General features: G+C 71.9%; 17 protein-coding genes. 12 read left to right on the forward strand and 5 right to left on the reverse strand.

From position 1 onward, the window contains the following. Positions 1-96 precede the first annotated feature (96 nt). Positions 97-1,845: a glycosyl hydrolase family 28-related protein gene (locus tag ACFVQ0_RS07525; protein ID WP_390085589.1), complete on the forward strand. Its 1,749-nt coding sequence runs from the start codon at positions 97-99 to the stop codon at positions 1,843-1,845. A gap of 243 nt (positions 1,846-2,088) precedes the next feature. Further along, positions 2,089-2,871, forward strand: a complete 783-nt coding sequence (locus tag ACFVQ0_RS07530; protein ID WP_390085591.1) for a hypothetical protein — start codon at positions 2,089-2,091, stop codon at positions 2,869-2,871. Between the two features lie 7 nt (positions 2,872-2,878). Here the strand turns inward: ACFVQ0_RS07530 and ACFVQ0_RS07535 are convergent, their stop codons facing one another. The 3 genes from ACFVQ0_RS07535 to ACFVQ0_RS07545 form a co-directional block, all read right to left on the reverse strand. Beyond that, a complete protein-coding gene (locus ACFVQ0_RS07535; protein WP_311304106.1) occupies positions 2,879-3,121 on the reverse strand; it encodes a hypothetical protein in 243 nt (80 codons plus the stop codon). Beyond that, on the reverse strand, positions 3,118-3,366 hold the full coding sequence (locus tag ACFVQ0_RS07540; protein ID WP_073733032.1) for a hypothetical protein: 249 nt from the start codon (positions 3,364-3,366) through the stop codon (positions 3,118-3,120). Before ACFVQ0_RS07540 ends, ACFVQ0_RS07535 begins: the two co-directional genes overlap by 4 nt. Positions 3,367-3,581: 215 nt before the next feature. Then, positions 3,582-4,343 (reverse strand): phosphoglyceromutase, encoded by a 762-nt coding sequence (locus tag ACFVQ0_RS07545; protein WP_390085593.1) that lies wholly within the window; start codon positions 4,341-4,343, stop codon positions 3,582-3,584. A gap of 220 nt (positions 4,344-4,563) precedes the next feature. Here ACFVQ0_RS07545 and ACFVQ0_RS07550 point away from each other — a divergent pair, with 220 nt between their 5' ends. Next, entirely contained in the window at positions 4,564-5,868 is a 1,305-nt protein-coding gene (locus ACFVQ0_RS07550) for an MDR family MFS transporter (protein ID WP_390085595.1), read from the forward strand. Positions 5,869-6,347: 479 nt separating this feature from the next. Here the strand turns inward: ACFVQ0_RS07550 and phoU are convergent, their stop codons facing one another. Then, positions 6,348-7,025, reverse strand: coding sequence for a phosphate signaling complex protein PhoU (gene phoU, locus ACFVQ0_RS07555; protein ID WP_311304103.1), 678 nt, complete (start codon positions 7,023-7,025; stop codon positions 6,348-6,350). A 198-nt stretch (positions 7,026-7,223) separates the two neighbouring features. Between phoU and ACFVQ0_RS07560 the strand changes: the two genes are divergently transcribed. Continuing rightward, positions 7,224-8,498, forward strand: coding sequence for a sensor histidine kinase (locus ACFVQ0_RS07560; RefSeq protein WP_390085597.1), 1,275 nt, complete (start codon positions 7,224-7,226; stop codon positions 8,496-8,498). After that, a complete protein-coding gene (locus ACFVQ0_RS07565) occupies positions 8,495-9,175 on the forward strand; it encodes a response regulator transcription factor (RefSeq protein ID WP_073733027.1) in 681 nt (226 codons plus the stop codon). The genes ACFVQ0_RS07560 and ACFVQ0_RS07565 overlap by 4 nt, the downstream gene beginning before the upstream one ends. A gap of 101 nt (positions 9,176-9,276) precedes the next feature. Here ACFVQ0_RS07565 and ACFVQ0_RS07570 read toward each other — a convergent pair whose 3' ends face one another. Next, the gene (locus ACFVQ0_RS07570; RefSeq protein WP_390085599.1) at positions 9,277-9,969 is read right to left on the reverse strand and encodes a DUF461 domain-containing protein; all 693 of its coding nucleotides are present in this window, start codon (positions 9,967-9,969) and stop codon (positions 9,277-9,279) included. A 703-nt stretch (positions 9,970-10,672) separates the two neighbouring features. On the opposite strand from ACFVQ0_RS07570, the gene ACFVQ0_RS07575 reads away from it, so the two are divergent. From ACFVQ0_RS07575 to ACFVQ0_RS07605, 7 genes are all read left to right on the forward strand, one after another. Continuing rightward, positions 10,673-11,155: a CarD family transcriptional regulator gene (locus ACFVQ0_RS07575; protein ID WP_006380568.1), complete on the forward strand. Its 483-nt coding sequence runs from the start codon at positions 10,673-10,675 to the stop codon at positions 11,153-11,155. 525 nt (positions 11,156-11,680) lie between these two features. Continuing rightward, positions 11,681-12,427: a 2-C-methyl-D-erythritol 4-phosphate cytidylyltransferase gene (gene ispD, locus ACFVQ0_RS07580; RefSeq protein ID WP_390085601.1), complete on the forward strand. Its 747-nt coding sequence runs from the start codon at positions 11,681-11,683 to the stop codon at positions 12,425-12,427. Beyond that, positions 12,417-12,929 (forward strand): 2-C-methyl-D-erythritol 2,4-cyclodiphosphate synthase, encoded by a 513-nt coding sequence (ispF, locus tag ACFVQ0_RS07585; RefSeq protein WP_390085603.1) that lies wholly within the window; start codon positions 12,417-12,419, stop codon positions 12,927-12,929. The genes ispD and ispF overlap by 11 nt, the downstream gene beginning before the upstream one ends. 121 nt (positions 12,930-13,050) lie before the next feature. After that, positions 13,051-13,623, forward strand: coding sequence for a GNAT family N-acetyltransferase (locus ACFVQ0_RS07590; protein WP_390085605.1), 573 nt, complete (start codon positions 13,051-13,053; stop codon positions 13,621-13,623). Positions 13,624-13,686: 63 nt separating this feature from the next. Beyond that, positions 13,687-15,207: an ABC transporter substrate-binding protein gene (locus tag ACFVQ0_RS07595; protein ID WP_390085607.1), complete on the forward strand. Its 1,521-nt coding sequence runs from the start codon at positions 13,687-13,689 to the stop codon at positions 15,205-15,207. 4 nt (positions 15,208-15,211) lie between these two features. Beyond that, positions 15,212-16,933: an ABC transporter permease subunit gene (locus ACFVQ0_RS07600; RefSeq protein ID WP_390085609.1), complete on the forward strand. Its 1,722-nt coding sequence runs from the start codon at positions 15,212-15,214 to the stop codon at positions 16,931-16,933. Further along, positions 16,930-18,234: an MFS transporter gene (locus ACFVQ0_RS07605; RefSeq protein ID WP_390085611.1), complete on the forward strand. Its 1,305-nt coding sequence runs from the start codon at positions 16,930-16,932 to the stop codon at positions 18,232-18,234. Before ACFVQ0_RS07600 ends, ACFVQ0_RS07605 begins: the two co-directional genes overlap by 4 nt. Positions 18,235-18,270 lie beyond the last annotated feature (36 nt).

Below are 18,270 nucleotides of genomic sequence, written 5' to 3' on the forward strand. Positions count from 1 at the left end.
ACGCACGCCCCTTTCGCCGCGCCGAGGGCTCGTGGCATGCTCACCGCCGACGCAGACATGAACGTCGTTCACATTCATGAAAGGCGGATCGGGCTCATGGGGAACTTGGGGAACATCAGCAGGCGTGGACTGCTCGGCAGCGCGGTGGCAGTCGCGGCGGCAGCGGCCACCGGAGCGGTCGGCGGCGGGACGGCGTTCGCGGCGCCGGGCGACGGCACAGCGGCACGCACAGCAGCACGCACCGCGACCGGTGCGACCGGTGGCAGGCCGCAGTACACCCCGCTCTGGCGGGAGTTCACCGAGACGCCCCTCACCCACCCGCAGATCCCGTTCATCGGCCGCGCGGGCTACCGAGGCGGCTCAGAGCTGCCGCGCCACCGCCCGAACGCCGGACACGGCTTCACCGCCAACGTCCTGCACTACGGCGCGAAGCCGGACAACTCCGCCGACGCCGCCCCCGCGATCAACCGCGCCATCGACGCCGCCGGAAAACGCGGCGGTGGCACGGTCCTCATCCCCGAGGGCACGTACCGCATCGACGACATCATCCGCATCGGTCACAGCAACGTCGTCGTGCGTGGCGCGGGCAGCGGCCGTACCAAGCTGTACGCGACCCGCAGCCTCACCGAGCTGATCGGCGTCTACGGCAGCCGGTACGGCGGCGACAAGTCCAGCTGGTCCTGGGCGGGCGGTCTCATCTGGCTCTGCCCCGAGGCGCGTTGGACATCCCTGACCGACGCGATCAAGGCGAAGGACTGGCCCTTCGAGGGCTGGACCGGCAACAAGCGCGACGAGTGGCGCACCCTGGCCACTGTCGCCCCCGCCCGACTCGGCGACCGTACGATCACCGTCGACGACACCCGGAAGCTGAAGCGCGGCGCACTCGTTCTGCTCCGCCTCGCCGACGACTCCGCGCACACGCTCCTGGAGCACATGGCGGGCGGCGGTCCGGGCCCCGAGGCGTACTACTGGGACGACAAGACCAAGCTGACCTCGTACGTTCCCTACGAATGGCCCGTCCGGGTCACCGCCGTACACGGCCGCAGGGTCACCCTGGAACGCCCCCTCCCGCTCGACGTCCGCCCCGAGTGGGACCCGCGCCTGACCACCCTCGCCGCCCCGCTCACCGGCTCCGGGGTCGAGGGGCTCACGCTCGAAGCGGTCGAGACCCCGCAGTCGCAGCACCTGCTCGACAAGGGGTACAACGGCGTCGCGTTCCAGTGCGCGTACGACTGCTGGGCCGACGACATCACCGTCCGGCACGTCGACAACGGCTTCGGCCTCATCGGCGCCTCCGCCTGCACCCTGCGGCGTACGAGGGTCGCGGGGCGCGGCTCGCACCACCCGTACTACTGCCGCGAGGGCTCGCACGACAACCTGATCGAGGACTTCACCATCGAGCAGCGCACCGTCCCCGCGCCCGCCGGGACCCAGCTGCACGGCATCAACGTCGAGGGGCTGTCCAGCTACAACGTCTGGTCGCGCGGCGAGATGGAGATGGGCACGTTCGACTCGCACCGGGGGATGCCGTTCGCGAACGTCCGCACCGACATCACGGTGAACAACAACGGGCAGCACGGCGGCGACGCGAGCGCCGGACCGCTGTTCGGCGCCCGCTTCACCCACTGGAACATCCGGGTCACCAACGGCCGGGCCGGCCTGATGCGCATCGACGGCCTCGCCCCCTACAGCGCGACGGTCGGGGTGAGCGAGGTGACGGAGTTCGGCCAGATCGACGTCCCCGACTTCACCGGCGACCTGCACACCCGCCTGGAGGCGTACGGCACACCGGAGGCCGTCAGCCCCCGGAACCTGCACGATGCCCAACGGGCCCTGGGCCGCTGACGGAGGTGAGCCGGCGCTGCGGCGACCTTCAGGCCCGCGGCGCCGGGGCGAAGGCCCAGCTCAGAGCAGGCCCGGGGTGATCACGACGTAGTCACGATCAGGGGCGATGCCCGGTCTGACGGATTGCCAAACCACAGCGGCCTCATAGAGTTGGCGCACCCCCACGATCACCCCATGGCCGCGCCGAACCCGGCGGCGGCTGCCTTCGTGCGGGCGAAACGACTTGATACAGAAGGATGGGCCATGCGACCCACTGCCATACGCCGTACCGCTGTTGCCGCCACCGTGATGTCCCTGGCGCTGCTCACCGCGGCCTGCGGTTCGGACGCGGCGGACAAGGACGGCGGCGACAAGGGCAAGGCGGACGGAGCCTCCTCGGCCAAGCCCGCCGCCGCCAAGGTCCTGACCGCCGCCGAGCTGGAGAAGGTCTCGCTCGCCCAGGGTGACGTCAAGGGCCACAAGGTCTCCAAGGCCGGTCCGCAGGACGCCGTTTCCGCCGATGACGTCACCTCGGACAAGGCCGCCTGCGATGTCTTCGGCGACGCGCTGATGGGCGCCAAGTCCGGCTCCCCCGCCGCGTCCACCCAGCGCAAGGTGATCAGCGAGCCGAAGAAGGGCGTCGACCAGGACAGCGCCGACCTCGACGAGGCGTTCGAGGCGGCCTTCGACATCACGACGACGCTCACCACGCTCTCCTCCTACGAGGGCAAGGGCGCGGAGGAGTCCCTGGCCGGCCTGCGGACGGCGGCGACCGGGTGCGCGTCCGGCTTCACGCTGACGGCGGGCGGGACCAAGCAGAAGATCGTCAAGATCGCGGAGGAGCAGGTCAAGGGCGGCGAGGACGCCGCCGGCTGGACGGTGACCATCGAGTCGGAGGGCGACAGGACGACGATGAAGCTCGTGCAGGTCCGGCAGGGCGCCACGGTCGCCTCGTTCGCCGCGCTCAACCTGGGCGCGGCCGCCTCCGGCGGCGGCTTCGAGATGCCGACCGCCGTGATCGACGCGCAGGCCGCCAAGCTGGCCTGACCTACGGTCAGGGAAGCGGGACGAGCCGCACCACGGTGACGGTCAGCACCGAACCGGAGACGTAATAGAGCACGATCGCCCCGGCGACGGTGGCCTCACGGCGATCGTGCTCCTCCTTGACGGCGGATGACCCGTGCCCGTACGGCTCGCGCCCCAGGGAACGCGCCATCTGGTCCCGGAAGATGTCGCCGTCCCGCATCTTGGCCAGGGTGTCATCGGCAGGTGGCGCGTAGGAGATCCGGAAGCTCAAGCGACGTTCCGCCTCTCGGCCTCGTCCCGCGCCAGCCGGTCCAGAATCCGCTCGGCCTCCGGATCGGGCACGGCCTCCAGCATCCAGTGCCGCATCACGGCCTGGATCTCATGCACCCCGGCCCCGTTGATGGCACCGTCGAACTCCTCGCGTCTCGCCTCGGGCAGAGCGGCGCGGATGGCCGGAATGCTGTTCGGCACCTCGACCTCGGCACCCCCGACAAAGGTCTTCAGGGGCTCACCCATAGCCACTCTCCCGATCTCCCCGCATGCGCCACAGGGTACGACGAGGGGTACGGGGCGTCACGTTCGCCCGGTCCACCGGGGCGACTTGAGGATGGGACGCCCTCAGGGTGCCCCTCGCGGAGTCCCGGCGACCCGGCGCACGAAAAAGCTCCCGCCACGCGGACGAGCCGCGGACGGAAGCTTCTTCGGTACGGGAGCCGCTTCGGCTCCGCGGCTTACTTCTTCTTGCCCTGGTTCTTCACGGCCTCGATCGCGGCCTTCGCCGCGTCCGGGTCGAGGTAGGTGCCGCCCGGCTTCAACGGGCGGAATTCGGCGTCCAGTTCGTAGGCGAGCGGGATGCCGGTCGGGATGTTCAGGCCCGCGATGTCGGCGTCGGAGACGCCGTCGAGGTGCTTGACCAGGGCGCGGAGGCTGTTGCCGTGGGCGGCGACCAGGACCGTGCGGCCGGCCAGGAGGTCCGGGACGATGCCGTCGTACCAGTACGGGAGCATCCGGACGACGACGTCCTTGAGGCACTCGGTGCGCGGGCGCAGCTCCGGCGGGATCGTCGCGTAGCGGGGGTCGCCGCTCTGGGAGTACTCGGCGCCGTCCGCGAGCTCCGGGGGCGGGGTGTCGTAGGAGCGGCGCCAGAGCATGAACTGCTCCTCGCCGAACTCGGCGAGGGTCTGGGCCTTGTCCTTGCCCTGGAGGGCGCCGTAGTGGCGCTCGTTCAGCCGCCAGGAGCGGTGCACGGGGATCCAGTGGCGGTCCGCGGCCTCCAGCGAGAGCTGGGCGGTGCGGATCGCGCGCTTCTGGAGCGAGGTGTGCACGACGTCGGGAAGCAGGCCGGCCTCCGTCAGCAGCTCACCGCCGCGGACCGCCTCCTTCTCGCCCTTCGGGGTCAGGTTGACGTCCACCCAACCGGTGAACTGATTTGTCGCGTTCCATTCGCTCTCGCCGTGGCGGAGGAGGATCAGCTTGTACGGTGCGTCGGCCATGCGTCCGAGCGTAATCGAACCCGCGCGGGCCGCGCGCGCCCGGCCACGGAGCGGACAGCCGGACGGACGGGGGAGCCGGGGCGGCGACGATTGACGGCAGGCGTCAATTGAGTGGCAGGGCGGATTCCGGGGTTCGTAGTGTTCGGCTCGGTGGCGGGCCCGGGACCGGCGGGTCTCCTGTCGCCGAGCCGAATCCTTACGTCCCTGGGGGGGAACCCGCATGTCTGTCGCCGCGCTCGGGCGGGCCACCCGCGACACCGTCTCAGGGCTCCCCAGGGAGTTCTGGTGGCTGTGGACCAGCACCCTGGTCAACCGGCTCGGGGGGTTCGTCGCCACGTTCATGGCCCTGTACCTGACCCTGGACCGGGGCTACTCGGCCTCGTACGCCGGGCTGGTCGCCGCTCTGCACGGGCTCGGCGGGGTCGTCTCCTCGCTCGGGTCCGGGGTGATGGCCGACCGGTTCGGGCGGCGGCCCACGATGCTGGTCGCGCAGGTCTCGACGGCCGTCTCGGTGGCCGTGCTCGGTTTCATGGTCCATCCGGTGGCCATCGCCGGTGTCGCCTTCTTCGTCGGTATGTCGAGCAACGCCTCGCGGCCCGCCGTGCAGGCGATGATCGCCGACATCGTCCCGGCGAAGGACAGGGTCCGGGCCTTCTCGCTCAACTACTGGGCGATCAACCTGGGCTTCGCGGTCTCCTCGGCCGGCGCCGGGTTCATCGCGGAGTACAGCTATCTCGCCGGCTTCGTCGGGGAGGCCCTGATGACGCTGTTCTGCGCCGTCGTCGTCTTCATGAAGGTGCCGGAGTCCCGCCCGGAGAAGGCCGCACCGCGCGCCGGGGGCGGCGCCGCACCGGACAACGACGACGTACGGCTCGGCACCGTGCTGCGCGACGGGCGGTTCATGGGGGTCGTCGGACTGTCCTTCGTCATCGCCCTGATCTTCCAGCAGGGGTACGTGGGGCTGCCGGTGGCCATGGGGACGGACGGGTTCAGCAGCTCCGACTTCGGTACCGCCATCGCCGTCAACGGCGTGCTCATCGTGGTGCTCCAGATCCCGGTCACCCGGTTCATCCAGAACCGGGACCCGCGCCGGCTGCTCATCGTCTCCTCGCTGCTGGCGGGGTACGGATTCGGGCTGACCGCGTTCGCCGGGTCGGTCGCCGTGTACGCGTTGACGATCTGCGTGTGGACCGTCGCCGAGATCGTCAACGCGCCCGTGCAGAACGGCCTGGTCGTCCAGCTCTCCCCGGCCCAGGGGAGGGGCCGCTACCAGGGCATGTACACGCTCTCCTGGGCCGCTGCCGCACTGGTCGCCCCGCTGCTGTCCGGGCTGGTCATCGACCAATTCGGGGCCGGGTGGCTCTGGGGGATGTGCGCGGTACTGGGCACGGTCGCGGCCCTCGGTTACCGGCTGCTGATGCGGAACCTGCCGCAGCCGGGCGGGACGGTCGTGACGGTGGAGAGCGGGCAGGGCGGCACCGCTCCCGAGCCCGCTCCCGAGCCCGCCGCCGAGCGGACCGTCTGACCCGGACGGCCGATGGGCCGGACCGTCCCACCCGGACGGCCGAACGCGGTGGGCGCCTCGCTCGGGGGCGCCCACCGCTGTTCCGCGTCCGTCAGCCCGAGCAGCCGCCGCACTGGCACGGCGCTCCGGACTGGCATCCGCACCCGCAGCCCGAGCCGCATCCGCAGGCACCGAGGACGGCTCCCTGAGCGACGTCGGCGGATGTCTCCTGCTGGGGTTCGGTCATGGGGGAATCGGCCATGGTTCCTCCTCAAGGCGTACGACAGGGCCGTACGCCCGCACGGGGCCCACGACCGGGGCGTACGGACAAGTCGTGCCGCCCCACCCCATTGCATGCCCACCCGGGCAGGCGCATCAACGGCGCACACGCGCAGGAACGCATGTGCGAGAGAGTGCGCCGTCGTACGCCCGTCGCTTCCCGCCCCGCTTGCCGCGCGCTTCCCGCGCGCTTGCCGCCCCGCTTCCCGCCCCGCCTCTCGCTACGCGCCCTCCACCGGCGCCGCCTGCTGGATCTCGTCCGCGTGCTCGCCCGTCACCAGGTAGACCACGCGCTTGGCGACCGAGACCGCGTGGTCGGCGAACCGCTCGTAGTAGCGGCCCAGCAGCGTCACGTCGACGGCCGTCTCGATGCCGTGCTTCCAGCGGTCGTCCATCAGGTGCTGGAACAGCGTGCGGTGCAGCAGGTCCATCTCGTCGTCGTCCTGCTCCAGCTGGAGCGCCAGGTCGACGTCCTTGGTGATGATCACCTCGGCGGCCTTGGCCATCAGGCGCTGCGCCAGCTGCCCCATCTCCAGGATGGTGGCGTGCAGGTCGTGCGGGACCGCCGACTGCGGGAAGCGCAGCCGGGCCAGCTTGGCGACGTGCTGGGCGAGGTCGCCCGAGCGCTCCAGGTCGGCGCTCATCCGGAGCGAGGTCACCACGATCCGCAGGTCCGTGGCCACCGGCTGCTGGCGGGCCAGCAGCGCGATGGCCCTGGCCTCCAGGTCGTGCTGGAGGTCGTCGACCTTCTGGTCCGCGGCGATCACCGTCTCCGCGAGCTTGAGATCGGCGTCGAGCATGGACGTCGTCGCCCGGCCGATCGCCGACCCGACGAGCCTGGCCATCTCGACCAGCCCCTCGCCGATCGAGTCGAGTTCCTCGTGGTACGCGTCACGCATGGGAAGTCCCTCTCCAGTTCTGAACCGAGGCCGGGGCCAGCTCTGAACCCCACGTTGCCACCGTGACGGCCGTACGCGTCGGGATCCGACCGGACAAGTGAACCGGTGCTTGCTCCTCGGTGAACTCTGGGCGACGAGTGTTCGAGTAGGCACTCGGATGGCTGGGAGAGTGTCTGCCGGGCCGCATAACCTGGAGCCATGGACGTGAACGCGGCGGTCGCCGCAGCTGCAGCGATCGCCGGGCTGTGTACCGGTGTGATCGCGATGCTGGCGTTCCGCTGGAGCGAGCGCGACCAGAAGAAGCCGACGCGTACCTCCATGCGGCCCGACAGCAATGCCCCCCTGCCTCCGGGGGTCGACACGGTCCTGTCCGTGCTGAGCTCCTCCGCCGTCGTGCTCGACGAGAGCGACAGCGTGGTCAAGGCCAGCTCCGCCGCGTACGCGCTGGGGCTGGTCAGGGGCGGCCGGCTCGCCGTCGAACCGATGCTGAACATGGCCAGGGACACCCGCCGCGACGGCGAGATACGCCAGGTCGAACTGGACCTTCCGCGCCGCGGCACCGGCCGGGGCGAGGCCCTCGCGGTCTCCGCCCGGGTCGCCCCGCTCGGCTCCCGGCTGGTGCTGCTGCTGGTCGAGGACCTCACGGAGGCCCGCCGCATCGAGGCGGTCCGGCGTGACTTCGTCGCCAACGTCAGCCACGAGCTCAAGACCCCCACCGGAGCGCTCTCGCTGCTCTCCGAGGCCGTCATGGACGCCTCCGACGACCCGGAGGCGGTGGAACGGTTCGCGGGCCGGATGCAGATCGAGGCGACCCGGCTCACCAACCTCGTACAGGAGCTCATCGACCTCTCCCGGGTGCAGAACGACGACCCGCTGGAGGACGCCGAACCCGTCCGGGTGGACGAACTGGTGGCGGAGGCCATCGACCGCTGCCGGCAGCAGGCCGGCTCCAAGCAGATCACCATGGCCGCCGGCGGCACCGCCGAGCTCCGCATCTGGGGCAACCGGGGCCAGCTCGCCGCCGCTCTCGGCAACCTCGTCGAGAACGCCGTCAACTACAGCCCCGCCCGCACCCGCGTCGGCATCGCCGTCCGCCGGGTCGCCATGTCCGGCGGGGACGAGATCGAGATAGCCGTGACCGACCAGGGCTTCGGCATCTCGGAGAAGGACCGCGAGCGGGTCTTCGAACGCTTCTACCGCGTCGACCCGGCCCGCTCACGGGCTACCGGTGGCACCGGCCTCGGCCTCGCCATCGTCAAGCACGTGGCCGCCTCGCACGGCGGGGAGGTCACCGTCTGGAGCTCGGAGGGACAGGGCTCCACCTTCACCCTGCGGCTGCCCGAAGCGGGCGCCGGCAGGGAACGGGACCGCACATCAGGCGGACCGCTCATCGTCAACGGCGACGAGGGGCCTCACCAGGCCGCCGCCCCCGACACTCTTGAATCATTTCCTGCCCCGGAGGCTCTTCCGTGACCCGAGTGCTTGTCGTCGAGGATGAGGAATCCTTCAGCGACGTCCTGTCCTACATGCTCCGCAAGGAAGGCTTCGAGGTCGCCATAGCGGCCACGGGTCCCGACGGCCTGGACGAGTTCGAGCGCAACGGCGCCGACCTCGTGCTGCTCGACCTGATGCTGCCCGGACTGCCCGGCACCGAGGTCTGCCGGCAGCTGCGCAGCAAGTCCAACGTCCCCGTGATCATGGTCACGGCCAAGGACAGCGAGATCGACAAGGTCGTCGGCCTGGAAATAGGAGCCGACGACTATGTGACCAAGCCCTTCTCCTCGCGTGAGCTCGTCGCCCGTATCCGCGCGGTGCTGCGCCGCCGCGGCGAGCCGGAGGAGGTCACTCCGGCCGCGCTGGAGGCCGGACCGGTCCGGATGGACGTGGACCGCCACGTCGTCACCGTCTCCGGCGGCAAGGTCGACCTCCCGCTCAAGGAGTTCGACCTGCTGGAGATGCTGCTGCGCAACGCCGGGCGGGTGCTGACCCGGATGCAGCTGATCGACCGGGTCTGGGGCGCCGACTACGTGGGCGACACCAAGACGCTCGACGTCCACGTCAAGCGGCTGCGCGCCAAGATCGAGCCCGACCCGGGCGCGCCGAGGTTCCTGGTGACGGTGCGGGGCCTCGGGTACAAGTTCGAGCCGTAAACCGGCTCGCTGCGCGCGGTACACACGGCTGAGGCGCCTCCCGGAGCGGGAGGCGCCTCAGCCGTGTGTACCGTCGCGCGTGCTGTACGCGCCCGTGCGTGTCAGGTGTTCGGCTGGGCCGAGTCGGACGCCGCGTCGGTCGGGGTGGTCGTGTCCTCCGAGGAGGCCTCCCCGGAGGGGGTACCGGACGTGGAGCCCGGGGTGTCCGCCGTGGCGGAGCCGGACGGCGTCGCGTCGCCCGAGGGGGACGCGGAGGAGTTCGCGTTCGGCTGCTCCGGCAGCGCGCTCGGGCCGAAGCCCTCGAAGTAGCTGGTGGCCGGGACGACGGTGGCGCCCAGCGGGATGTCGCCGGACTCGCTGAACTTGAAGACCAGGTTCTGCACGTTGCCGTTCTGCGTGGCCTCGCTGCCGTTCTCGATCACGGCGGCCGCGTTGTCCTTGCCGCCGATCACCACTCGGCCGCCGGCCGGGACGACGACCGGGCCGTTGCCCTTGGCGGCGTGCAGCTGCACGGAGGCGCTGGTGCCGGTCAGCGCGATGGCGTTGAGCGTCTCCGGCTTGGTGCCGTTGTTGAACAGCGTGGCGGTCACGACGGCCGGGCCCTTGGCGCCGAGCTTCGGCTGGGTGACGACATTGGCGTTCTGGATCTTGATGGTGCCGACCGAGGTGGCGGCGTTGTCAGGCCTGACTTGCAGCGTCTGCGCGTTCTTGCCCGCACCACATGCGGAGAGCGCGGCGATCGAGAACGCGATGGCGGTGGCGGCGAGAGCGCCGTGTCGAAGGCTGCGGCTCACGGCGGGGGCAACTCCTTGAACGAGCGGACTTACGGACGGGGTCGGGCGAGTCGTGTCGAAGTCGCCCCAAGCGGTGTGACAGCGGTCAGGTTACCGAGCCGCCGTCCCCGCCCCGCACCCGACCCGCCCCCCGGACGCACCGGAGATCGTGGGCCGGCCCGGGGCGACGATTCGCAAGCCGTTCACATAACGCGCTTGATCAATTCCGCCGAACCTTCCGCCGAACCTTCCGCCGGACCTTCCGCCGGACCTTCGTCGGTTCTTCCGTCGGTTCTTCCGGCGGAAGGCCCGACGGCGCTTCCCGAGAGAGTTCCACCGGCCTTGACCTGCCCCGGCGCATTCATTGCGGATATTCCGCGTGACATCCACGCGACGGCCGAACGTTGATCAATTTCATTGGGCATCGGCACTTACGCCGTACGGGTGATCGATCCTCGAACGGAGTACGGAAAGTTCACCATCCTGAACCCGGCAAACCGGGACGTTAGGTCCCTTCCGAGCAAGTTCCGCCGGGTGTAACGTCCGCGTTTCTCCTCCCCCGTACAGCGCCTCCGACCTGCGAATACCCTCCCCGATGTGTCTTCCGCAGCACGTACGTGTTGCAGTTGTCAAGCCCCGAGATATGCCCTGACCTGCGAAAACGCCATTCAGGAGAAGCAGTTCTCGTGTTACTCTTGATAGCCACGGAAGGGGTACCTGTCACATGACGTTCAAGGTTGGCGACACCGTGGTCTATCCCCATCACGGGGCCGCGCTGATCGAGGCTATCGAAACTCGCCAGATCAAAGGCGTGGACAAGACCTACTTGGTGCTCAAGGTCGCTCAGGGCGACTTGACGGTGCGTGTACCGGCGGACAATGCGGAGTTCGTGGGTGTGCGTGACGTAGTCGGTCAGGAAGGGCTGGACCGGGTCTTCGAGGTGCTGCGCGCGCCGTATGCCGAAGAGCCGACGAACTGGTCCCGACGCTACAAGGCAAATCTCGAAAAGCTCGCCTCCGGCGATGTCATCAAGGTCGCGGAAGTGGTCCGTGACCTGTGGCGTCGTGAGCGTGAGCGCGGACTCTCCGCAGGTGAGAAGCGCATGCTCGCCAAGGCTCGCCAGATCCTGGTGAGTGAGCTCGCTCTCGCGGAGAACACCAACGAGGACAAGGCCGAGGCTCTGCTCGACGAGGTCCTCGCGTCCTGAAGTGCTGTGCTCGTGTCTGATGTCCGGACCGGATCGCACCGGTCCGGGATGTCCGAGACGTAAATAATGTGCCGCGGTGCCCGCTGACCAGCCGTTCGAACGGCCTGTCGTCGGGCACTGCGGCATGTCCGGGCAGGCACATCCGGGCCGGTTGCCGGGCGTGGCTTTCGGGCAGGCCGTTTCCGGGCACACCCGACTGCGGATTCGGGCGCGCGGATTTCGGCCATGCTTTCCGGCCACACTCCGGATTCCGGGCACTGGGACGTCAAGGGGCGAGGCCCAGGTGTCCCGGATGTCGTTCTCGATGCGCCGACGCGTTGGCCTCGTCGACGATCCCCCGGTACTTTGCTCGCGATCTTGTGAAGTCGACGTGTCAGGCCGATCCCGAGCGGCCGGTGCGGTCCTCGTCTCGCCCGGGGTCACGGAAAGGGTCCCGGTCGAGTCATGGCGTAGCGCCCGGCTCGATTGAGGCCATACCCACGTCGGCCGTGGAGACAAACATGCCGATGCTTCGGAGTGCAACCGATGTCTGATCAATCACTTCCCCGCCGCACCGCCGCCGTGATTCCGGCGGCCGGCCGCGGTGTACGGCTCGGCCCCGGCGCCCCCAAGGCGCTCCGCGCGCTGGGCGGAACGCCCATGCTCGTCCACGCGGTACGGGCCATGGCGGCCTCCCGCCAGGTCTCCCTGGTCGTGGTCGTCGCACCGCCGGACGGCGCCCCCGAGGTCCGGAACCTGCTCGACGAGCACGCGCTGCCCGAGCGCACCGAATTCGTCGTCGTGCCCGGTGGCGAGACCCGGCAGGAGTCGGTGAAGCTCGGCCTGGACGCGCTGCCCGCCGATGTCTCCGCCGTCCTCGTGCACGACGCGGCCCGGCCGCTGGTGCCCGTCGACACGGTGGACGCGGTGGTCGAGGCGGTACGGGCCGGAGCGCCCGCCGTCGTCCCGGCGCTGCCGCTGGCGGACACCGTCAAGGAGGTCGAGCCGGGCGCGCCGGGGGAGCCGGAACCGGTGCTCTCCACTCCGGTACGGGCCCGGCTGCGGGCGGTGCAGACGCCGCAGGGCTTCGACCGCGACACGCTGGTGCGGGCCCATGAGGAGGTCGCCGTCAGCGGCGAGGGCGCGACCGACGACGCGGGCATGGTCGAGCAGCTCGGGGCGCCCGTCGTGGTCGTACCCGGCCACGAGGAGGCGTTCAAGGTGACCAGGCCGCTGGATCTGGTTCTGGCCGAAGCGGTTCTCGCACGCAGGAGGGCGAACGATGGCTTCTGAGGTTTCCGACGGGCGCGGCGCACCCGTGATCCCGCTCGTCGGGATCGGGACCGACATCCACGCCTTCGAGGAGGGCCGCGAGCTGTGGTGCGCGGGTCTCCTGTGGGAGGGCGAGGGTCCCGGGCTCGCCGGGCACTCCGACGCGGACGTCGTCGCGCACGCCGCGTGCAACGCGCTGTTCTCGGCCGCCGGCCTCGGCGACCTCGGGCAGCACTTCGGCACGGGGCGCCCCGAGTGGTCCGGCGCCGCGGGGGTCACGCTCCTGACGGAGGCGGCCCGGATCGTGCGGTCGGAGGGGTTCGAGATCGGCAACGTGGCCGTCCAGGTCGTCGGCGTACGGCCGAAGATCGGCAAGCGGCGCGACGAGGCGCAGCGCGTGCTCTCCGCCGCCGTGGGCGCACCCGTCTCGCTCTCCGCCGCCACCTCCGACGGGCTCGGCTTCACCGGCCGCGCGGAGGGCATCGCCGGAATCGCCACCGCGCTGGTCTACCGACCGGCCTGACCTGGCCGGGAGCCGATCGAGCGGGCCCGGCGGAGCGCCGGGCCCGTGGCCTTGTTGCACATCAGTCGCACGTACTCTGGTACGGCAATGAGGTGACGCGAGGGACGGGAGAGGCTCCGGGATGAGTACGACGACAGTGGCCGCGGTACGGGCCGATGCCGACGGATACGTCCTGCGCACCGCGACCCCCCAGGATGTCGACGGTGCGCGGGCCGTGATGCTCGACACCGTCTACCGCGACCTGAGGTCCGGCTACGTACCCCGCTGGCACGCCGACATCATCGACCCCGAGTCCAGCTATCTGCGGCCCGAGCGCTGCACCCTGCTGGTGGTCGAGCGCGACGGCGAGATCGTCGCGACGGGCGCCGTGCGCGACCGAGGGCCGCAGGCGCCGCCCAATCCGCAGTGGGTCGCGGACCGCTTCCCGTCCGGCACCACCGCCCAGCTGTGCCGGATCTACGTGACACCGGAGCACCGCAGGCGCGGGCTGGCGCGGCGGCTGGTGCGCGAGCTCCGCGAATTCGTCGCGCGGGCCGGCGGGTACGAGGCCGTCTACCTGCACACCGACCCGTCCGTGCCGGGCGCGGAGCCGTTCTGGCGGTCGCTGGCGCGGGAGGTGTGCGACGAGCGCACGCTGCCCGGCCGGGGGCAGAGCGTCGTCCACTTCGAGCTGCCGATGCCCGCCGCGGGCTGAGGTGTCGTCGTCCCTCACCGCACCCATTTCAGATGACAATCGTTTTCATATAAGGTCGTTGCCATGTCCCCGTCCCGACTCCGTCGTGCCGCGCTGCCGCTGACCGCGGCCGCCCTTCTCGTCCCGCTCGCCACCGCCTGTTCCGGCGGCGCGGCCGACACCGGGAGCGCGTCGGGCGGCGGGCAACGCCTCCGGGTCGTCATGGCCTTCCCGCCCGCCCAGGCGATGTCCCCCTACGGCGACGACGCCGTCACCCTCAGCCGCCTCGCGGTCGTCGAAGGCCTCACCGCCCTCGACCGGGAAGGCGCCGCGAAGCCCGCGCTCGCCGCCTCCTGGAAGCGTGAGAGCCCGAAGGCGTGGACGTTCGAGCTGCGCGAGGCGACCTTCCAGGACGGCGCGAAGGTCGACGCGGCCGCCGTCGCCCACTCCCTGAACGCCGCTCAGAAGGCCTCGCCCAAGCCCCGCGTCCTGTCGGACACCGGCATCACCGCGACGGCCGAGGGCGCCCGCACCGTACGGGTCGTCACCACAGCGCCCGACCCGCTGCTGCCCCAGCGCCTCGCCAACCCCTCCCTCACCGTCCTGTCCGCCGCCGCCTACCGCGACGGCAAGGTGAACCCCGCCGGACACGCCACCGGGCCCTTCACCCTCGCCTCGGTCAAGGGCGCCGTCAGCGCCACCCTGGAGCGCAACGAGCACTACTGGGGCGCCGAGGCCAAGGCCCCCGGTGCCGATGTCACCTTCGTGGCCGACGGCACCGCCCGCGCCAACGCCCTGCGCACCAAGGCCGTCGACGTCGCCGAGTACGTACCGATCTCGCAGGCCTCCCTCCTCGGCGAAGGGCTCGTCCACGAGTTCCCCTCCGCCCGCACCAACGGCCTCTCCCTCAACACCGAACACGGCGTCTTCAGCGATCCCGCGATGCGCGCCGCGGCCCGCGAGGCGATCGACTCCCAGGCGCTCGTCAAGGCCGTCTACGAAGGCCGCGCCGACAGCGCGCAGGGCCTCCTCGGCCCCGGCGTCCCGTGGGCCGCCGCCGCCCGCCAGGACCCGGCGGGCCGGGCGAAGGCCGCCGGGAAGGCGCAGGTCGCGAAGGCGCGGCAGATCGTCCTCGCCACCTACACCAACCGGCCCGAGCTCCCCGAGGTCGCCACCGTCGTCCAGCAGCAGCTCCAGAAGCGCGGCTTCACCGTCAAGCAGGTCGTCCGCGACTACGCCCAGCTGGAGGCCGACGCCCTCGCCGGCAAGTACGACGCCTTCATCCAGGCCCGCAACACCCTCCTGGACACCGCCGACCCCGTCTCCTACCTCGCCTCCGACTTCACCTGCGACGGCAGCTTCAACATCTCGCAGCTCTGCGACAAGCGCGTCGACACCGACGTGGACAAGGCCGCCGCACTCGCCGGAACCGACGCCCGCCACCGCGCCGCGATGACCGCGGAGGCCGACATCCTCTCCACCGACGCACTCGTCCCGCTGCTCCACGAACGCTTCGTGCAGGGGTACGACGACAGCCGCGTCCACGGGGTCGCGCTCGACCCGATGGAGCGCACCCTCATCACCGCGGACACCCGCGTCGGATGACCGGATGAAGTACCTCGCCGGACGGCTCACCGCACTCCTCGCGGTCCTCGCCGTCATCGGCCTGCTGCCCCGGCTGACCCGCACGGACCCGGCACTGACGATCCTGCGCGCCCGGTACGCCGACCGGGCGCCGACCCCCGAGACCCTCGACGCCATCCGGGCGGAGACCGGCCTCGACGGCGGCCCCCTCCACCTCCTCGGCGGCTGGCTCGGCGGACTCCTCCACGGCGACCTCGGCACCTCCTGGGTCTCCGGGCAGCCCGTCGCCCCCGACACGATGTCCGCCCTGGGCGTCTCGCTCACCCTGATGGGCGGCGCCCTCGCCGTCGCCCTGGTCCTCGCCGCGGCGCTCGCCGCCGGAACGCTGCGGCGCGGGGCGTCCCGCCGCACCGGCACCCGCGCGGGCGTCGGCGCGGCCGTCCTCGCCGCCTTCCCCGAGTTCCTGATCGCCGCCGTGCTCGCCGCCGTCGTCGCGGTCCGGCTCGGCTGGCTCCCCGCGCTCGGCTGGGGCAGCCCCGAGCAGGCGGTGCTGCCCGCCCTCGCCATGGGCATCCCGGCGGGCGCGCTGCTCGGCCGGCTGCTGGACGACGCGCTGCCCGCCGCGTTCGCCGAACCCTGGGCGCGTGCCGCCACCGCCGCCGGACTGCCCGCGCGCCGCATCGCCCGGCACGCGCTGCGCCGCACCCTGCCCGGACTGCTGCCCCAGCTCGGCCTGATCGTCGTCGGGCTCACCGGCGGGGCCGTCGCCGTCGAGACCCTCTACGCGATCCCCGGCCTCGGCGGCAGCGCCCTGGCCGCCGCACTCGCCCAGGACCTCCCGGTCCTCCAGGCCTGCGTCCTGATGCTGCTGCTCCTCGGCGTCGCGGCCGGACTCGCCGCCCGGCTCGCCTCCCGCACCCTGCTCGGCCCCGCCCTGCACGACGGCGCGCTGCCCGCGCTCGTCCCGCCGGCCGCCCGCGCACGCCGGTCACTGATCACCGGCGCCCTTCTCCTCACCGCGCTCTTCGCCGCCGTCACCGTCGCCGGGCTGCTGCGCGACCCGCTCCACATCGACGCCGCCGCCCGCCTCGCCGGACCGTCCGCCGCCCACCCCTTCGGCACCGACTCCCTCGGCCGCGACATCCTCGCCCGGCTCGGACACGGCGCCGCCCGCACCGTCCTCACCGCCGTCGCGGTGTCCGCGGCCACCCTGCTCCTCGGCCTCGTCCTCGGAGCCGTACGCGCCGGAGCGCTCACCGAGACCGCCAACGCGCTGCCCGCGATCCTCACCGGGCTCGTCGTCGCGGGCGTCGCAGGGCCCGGCCCCTGGAGCGCCGCCGCAGCAGTCACCGCCGTCGCCTGGGCACCGCTGGCCGCACACACCAGCGCCCTGTACGCCCAGGAACGCGCCGCTCCGCACATCGCGGCCGCCCGCGCACTCGGCGCCGGACGCGCCCACCTGCTGCGCCGCCACGTCCTGCCCGGCGTCCTGCCGCCCGTCGTCCGGCACGCCGTCCTGCGCGTCCCCGCCATCGCGCTGGCCCTCGCCTCGCTCGGCTTCCTCGGCCTCGGCACCGCACCCCCGTCGCCCGAATGGGGCCGGATGCTCTCCGAGAACCTCCCCTACGCCGAGCGCGCCCCCTGGGCCGTACTCGCCCCCGCCGCCGCCCTCGCCGCCCTCGGCGCGACCGCCGTCCTCGCGGCCGCCGCCGTCCGGGACGCGCGACACCGCAAGCGCGCCGCATGAGCCCCGGCGCACGCCCACCCCGGACCACGGACCCGGCCCCGGACACCGCCAACAACGCCACGGACAACGCCACTAACGCCCCGGACCGCTACCTCCGTCTCCTCACCATCACCCAGTTCGCGTTCAACATCGGCTTCTACGCCGTCCTGCCCTACCTCGCCACCCACCTCGGCACCGGCCTCGGCATGGCCGGCTGGCTCGTCGGACTGGTCCTCGGCCTCCGTACCTTCAGCCAGCAGGGCCTCTTCGTCATCGGCGGCGCCCTCACCGACCGCTACGGGCCCCGCCCCGTCGTCCTCGCCGGATGCGCCCTGCGCATCGCCGGATTCGGCTGGCTGGCCTTCGCCGGATCCACCGTGACCGTCATCGGCGCCGTCCTGCTGACCGGGCTGGCCGCCGCGCTGTTCTCGCCCGCCGTCGAGTCCGAGACCGCCCGCGAGGCCGTCCGTCACGAGCGGGCGACCGGCACCCCGCGCGCCCAGGTGCTCGCCCGGTTCTCCGCCGCCGGACAGGCCGGGGCCTTCCTCGGGCCGCTGCTCGGCTCTGCCCTCCTGCTCCTGGGCGGCGGGTTCCGGGAAGCCGCCCTCGCCGGGGTCGCCGTCTTCGTCGTGGTCCTCGCCGGGCACGCCCGGCTGATGCCGCGCCGCGCGCCCGTGGCCCGTACGGACCGGAACCGGGGCTCCGTCCGCGAGGTGTTCGGCAACCGGCCGTTCCTGCTGCTCTGCCTCGCGTACAGCAGCTACCTCGTCGCGTACAACCAGCTCTACCTCTCGCTCCCCGCGGAGGTGCGGCGCGCCACCGGATCGCAGGCGGCCCTCGGCGCGCTGTTCGCGCTCTCCTCGCTGCTCGTCGTCTGCGCCCAGCTGCCGGTGACCCGCTGGGCCGCCCGCCGGCTCGCACCCCGTACGGCTCTCGTCGCCGGGCTCGTCGTCGTCGCCGCCGGATTCGCCGCCGTGCCGTCCGCCCCGGGCGGGCCCGCCGGACTGCTGCCCGCAGCCGCGTTCGTCGTCCTGCTCACCCTCGGGCAGATGCTCCTGGTGCCGGCCGCCCGTGGCCTCGTACCGGATCTCGTCGACGACCGGCACCTCGGACTCGCCACCGGAGCGCTGTCCTCCGTCTCCGGTGGCGCCGTGCTCGCGGGCAGCGCCGCCACCGGGGCACTGCTCGGGGCGCCCGCGCCCGTCCGGTGGGCGGTGCTCGCCGCCGTCCCGCTGGCGGGCGCCGCCCTCGCGCTGACCCTTCCGGCGGGCGCGGAGGGGGAGGGGAGGGCGGCCGGGCGGCCGGTCCAACCCCGGCCGTAACAACTGTCGTCGCAATCCTCCAAAGGGGTCGCGGGG

Origin of the sequence: Streptomyces sp. NPDC057900 (assembly GCF_042887885.1) — a bacterium.
In the GTDB taxonomy this organism is placed as follows: Bacteria; Actinomycetota; Actinomycetes; order Streptomycetales; family Streptomycetaceae; genus Streptomyces.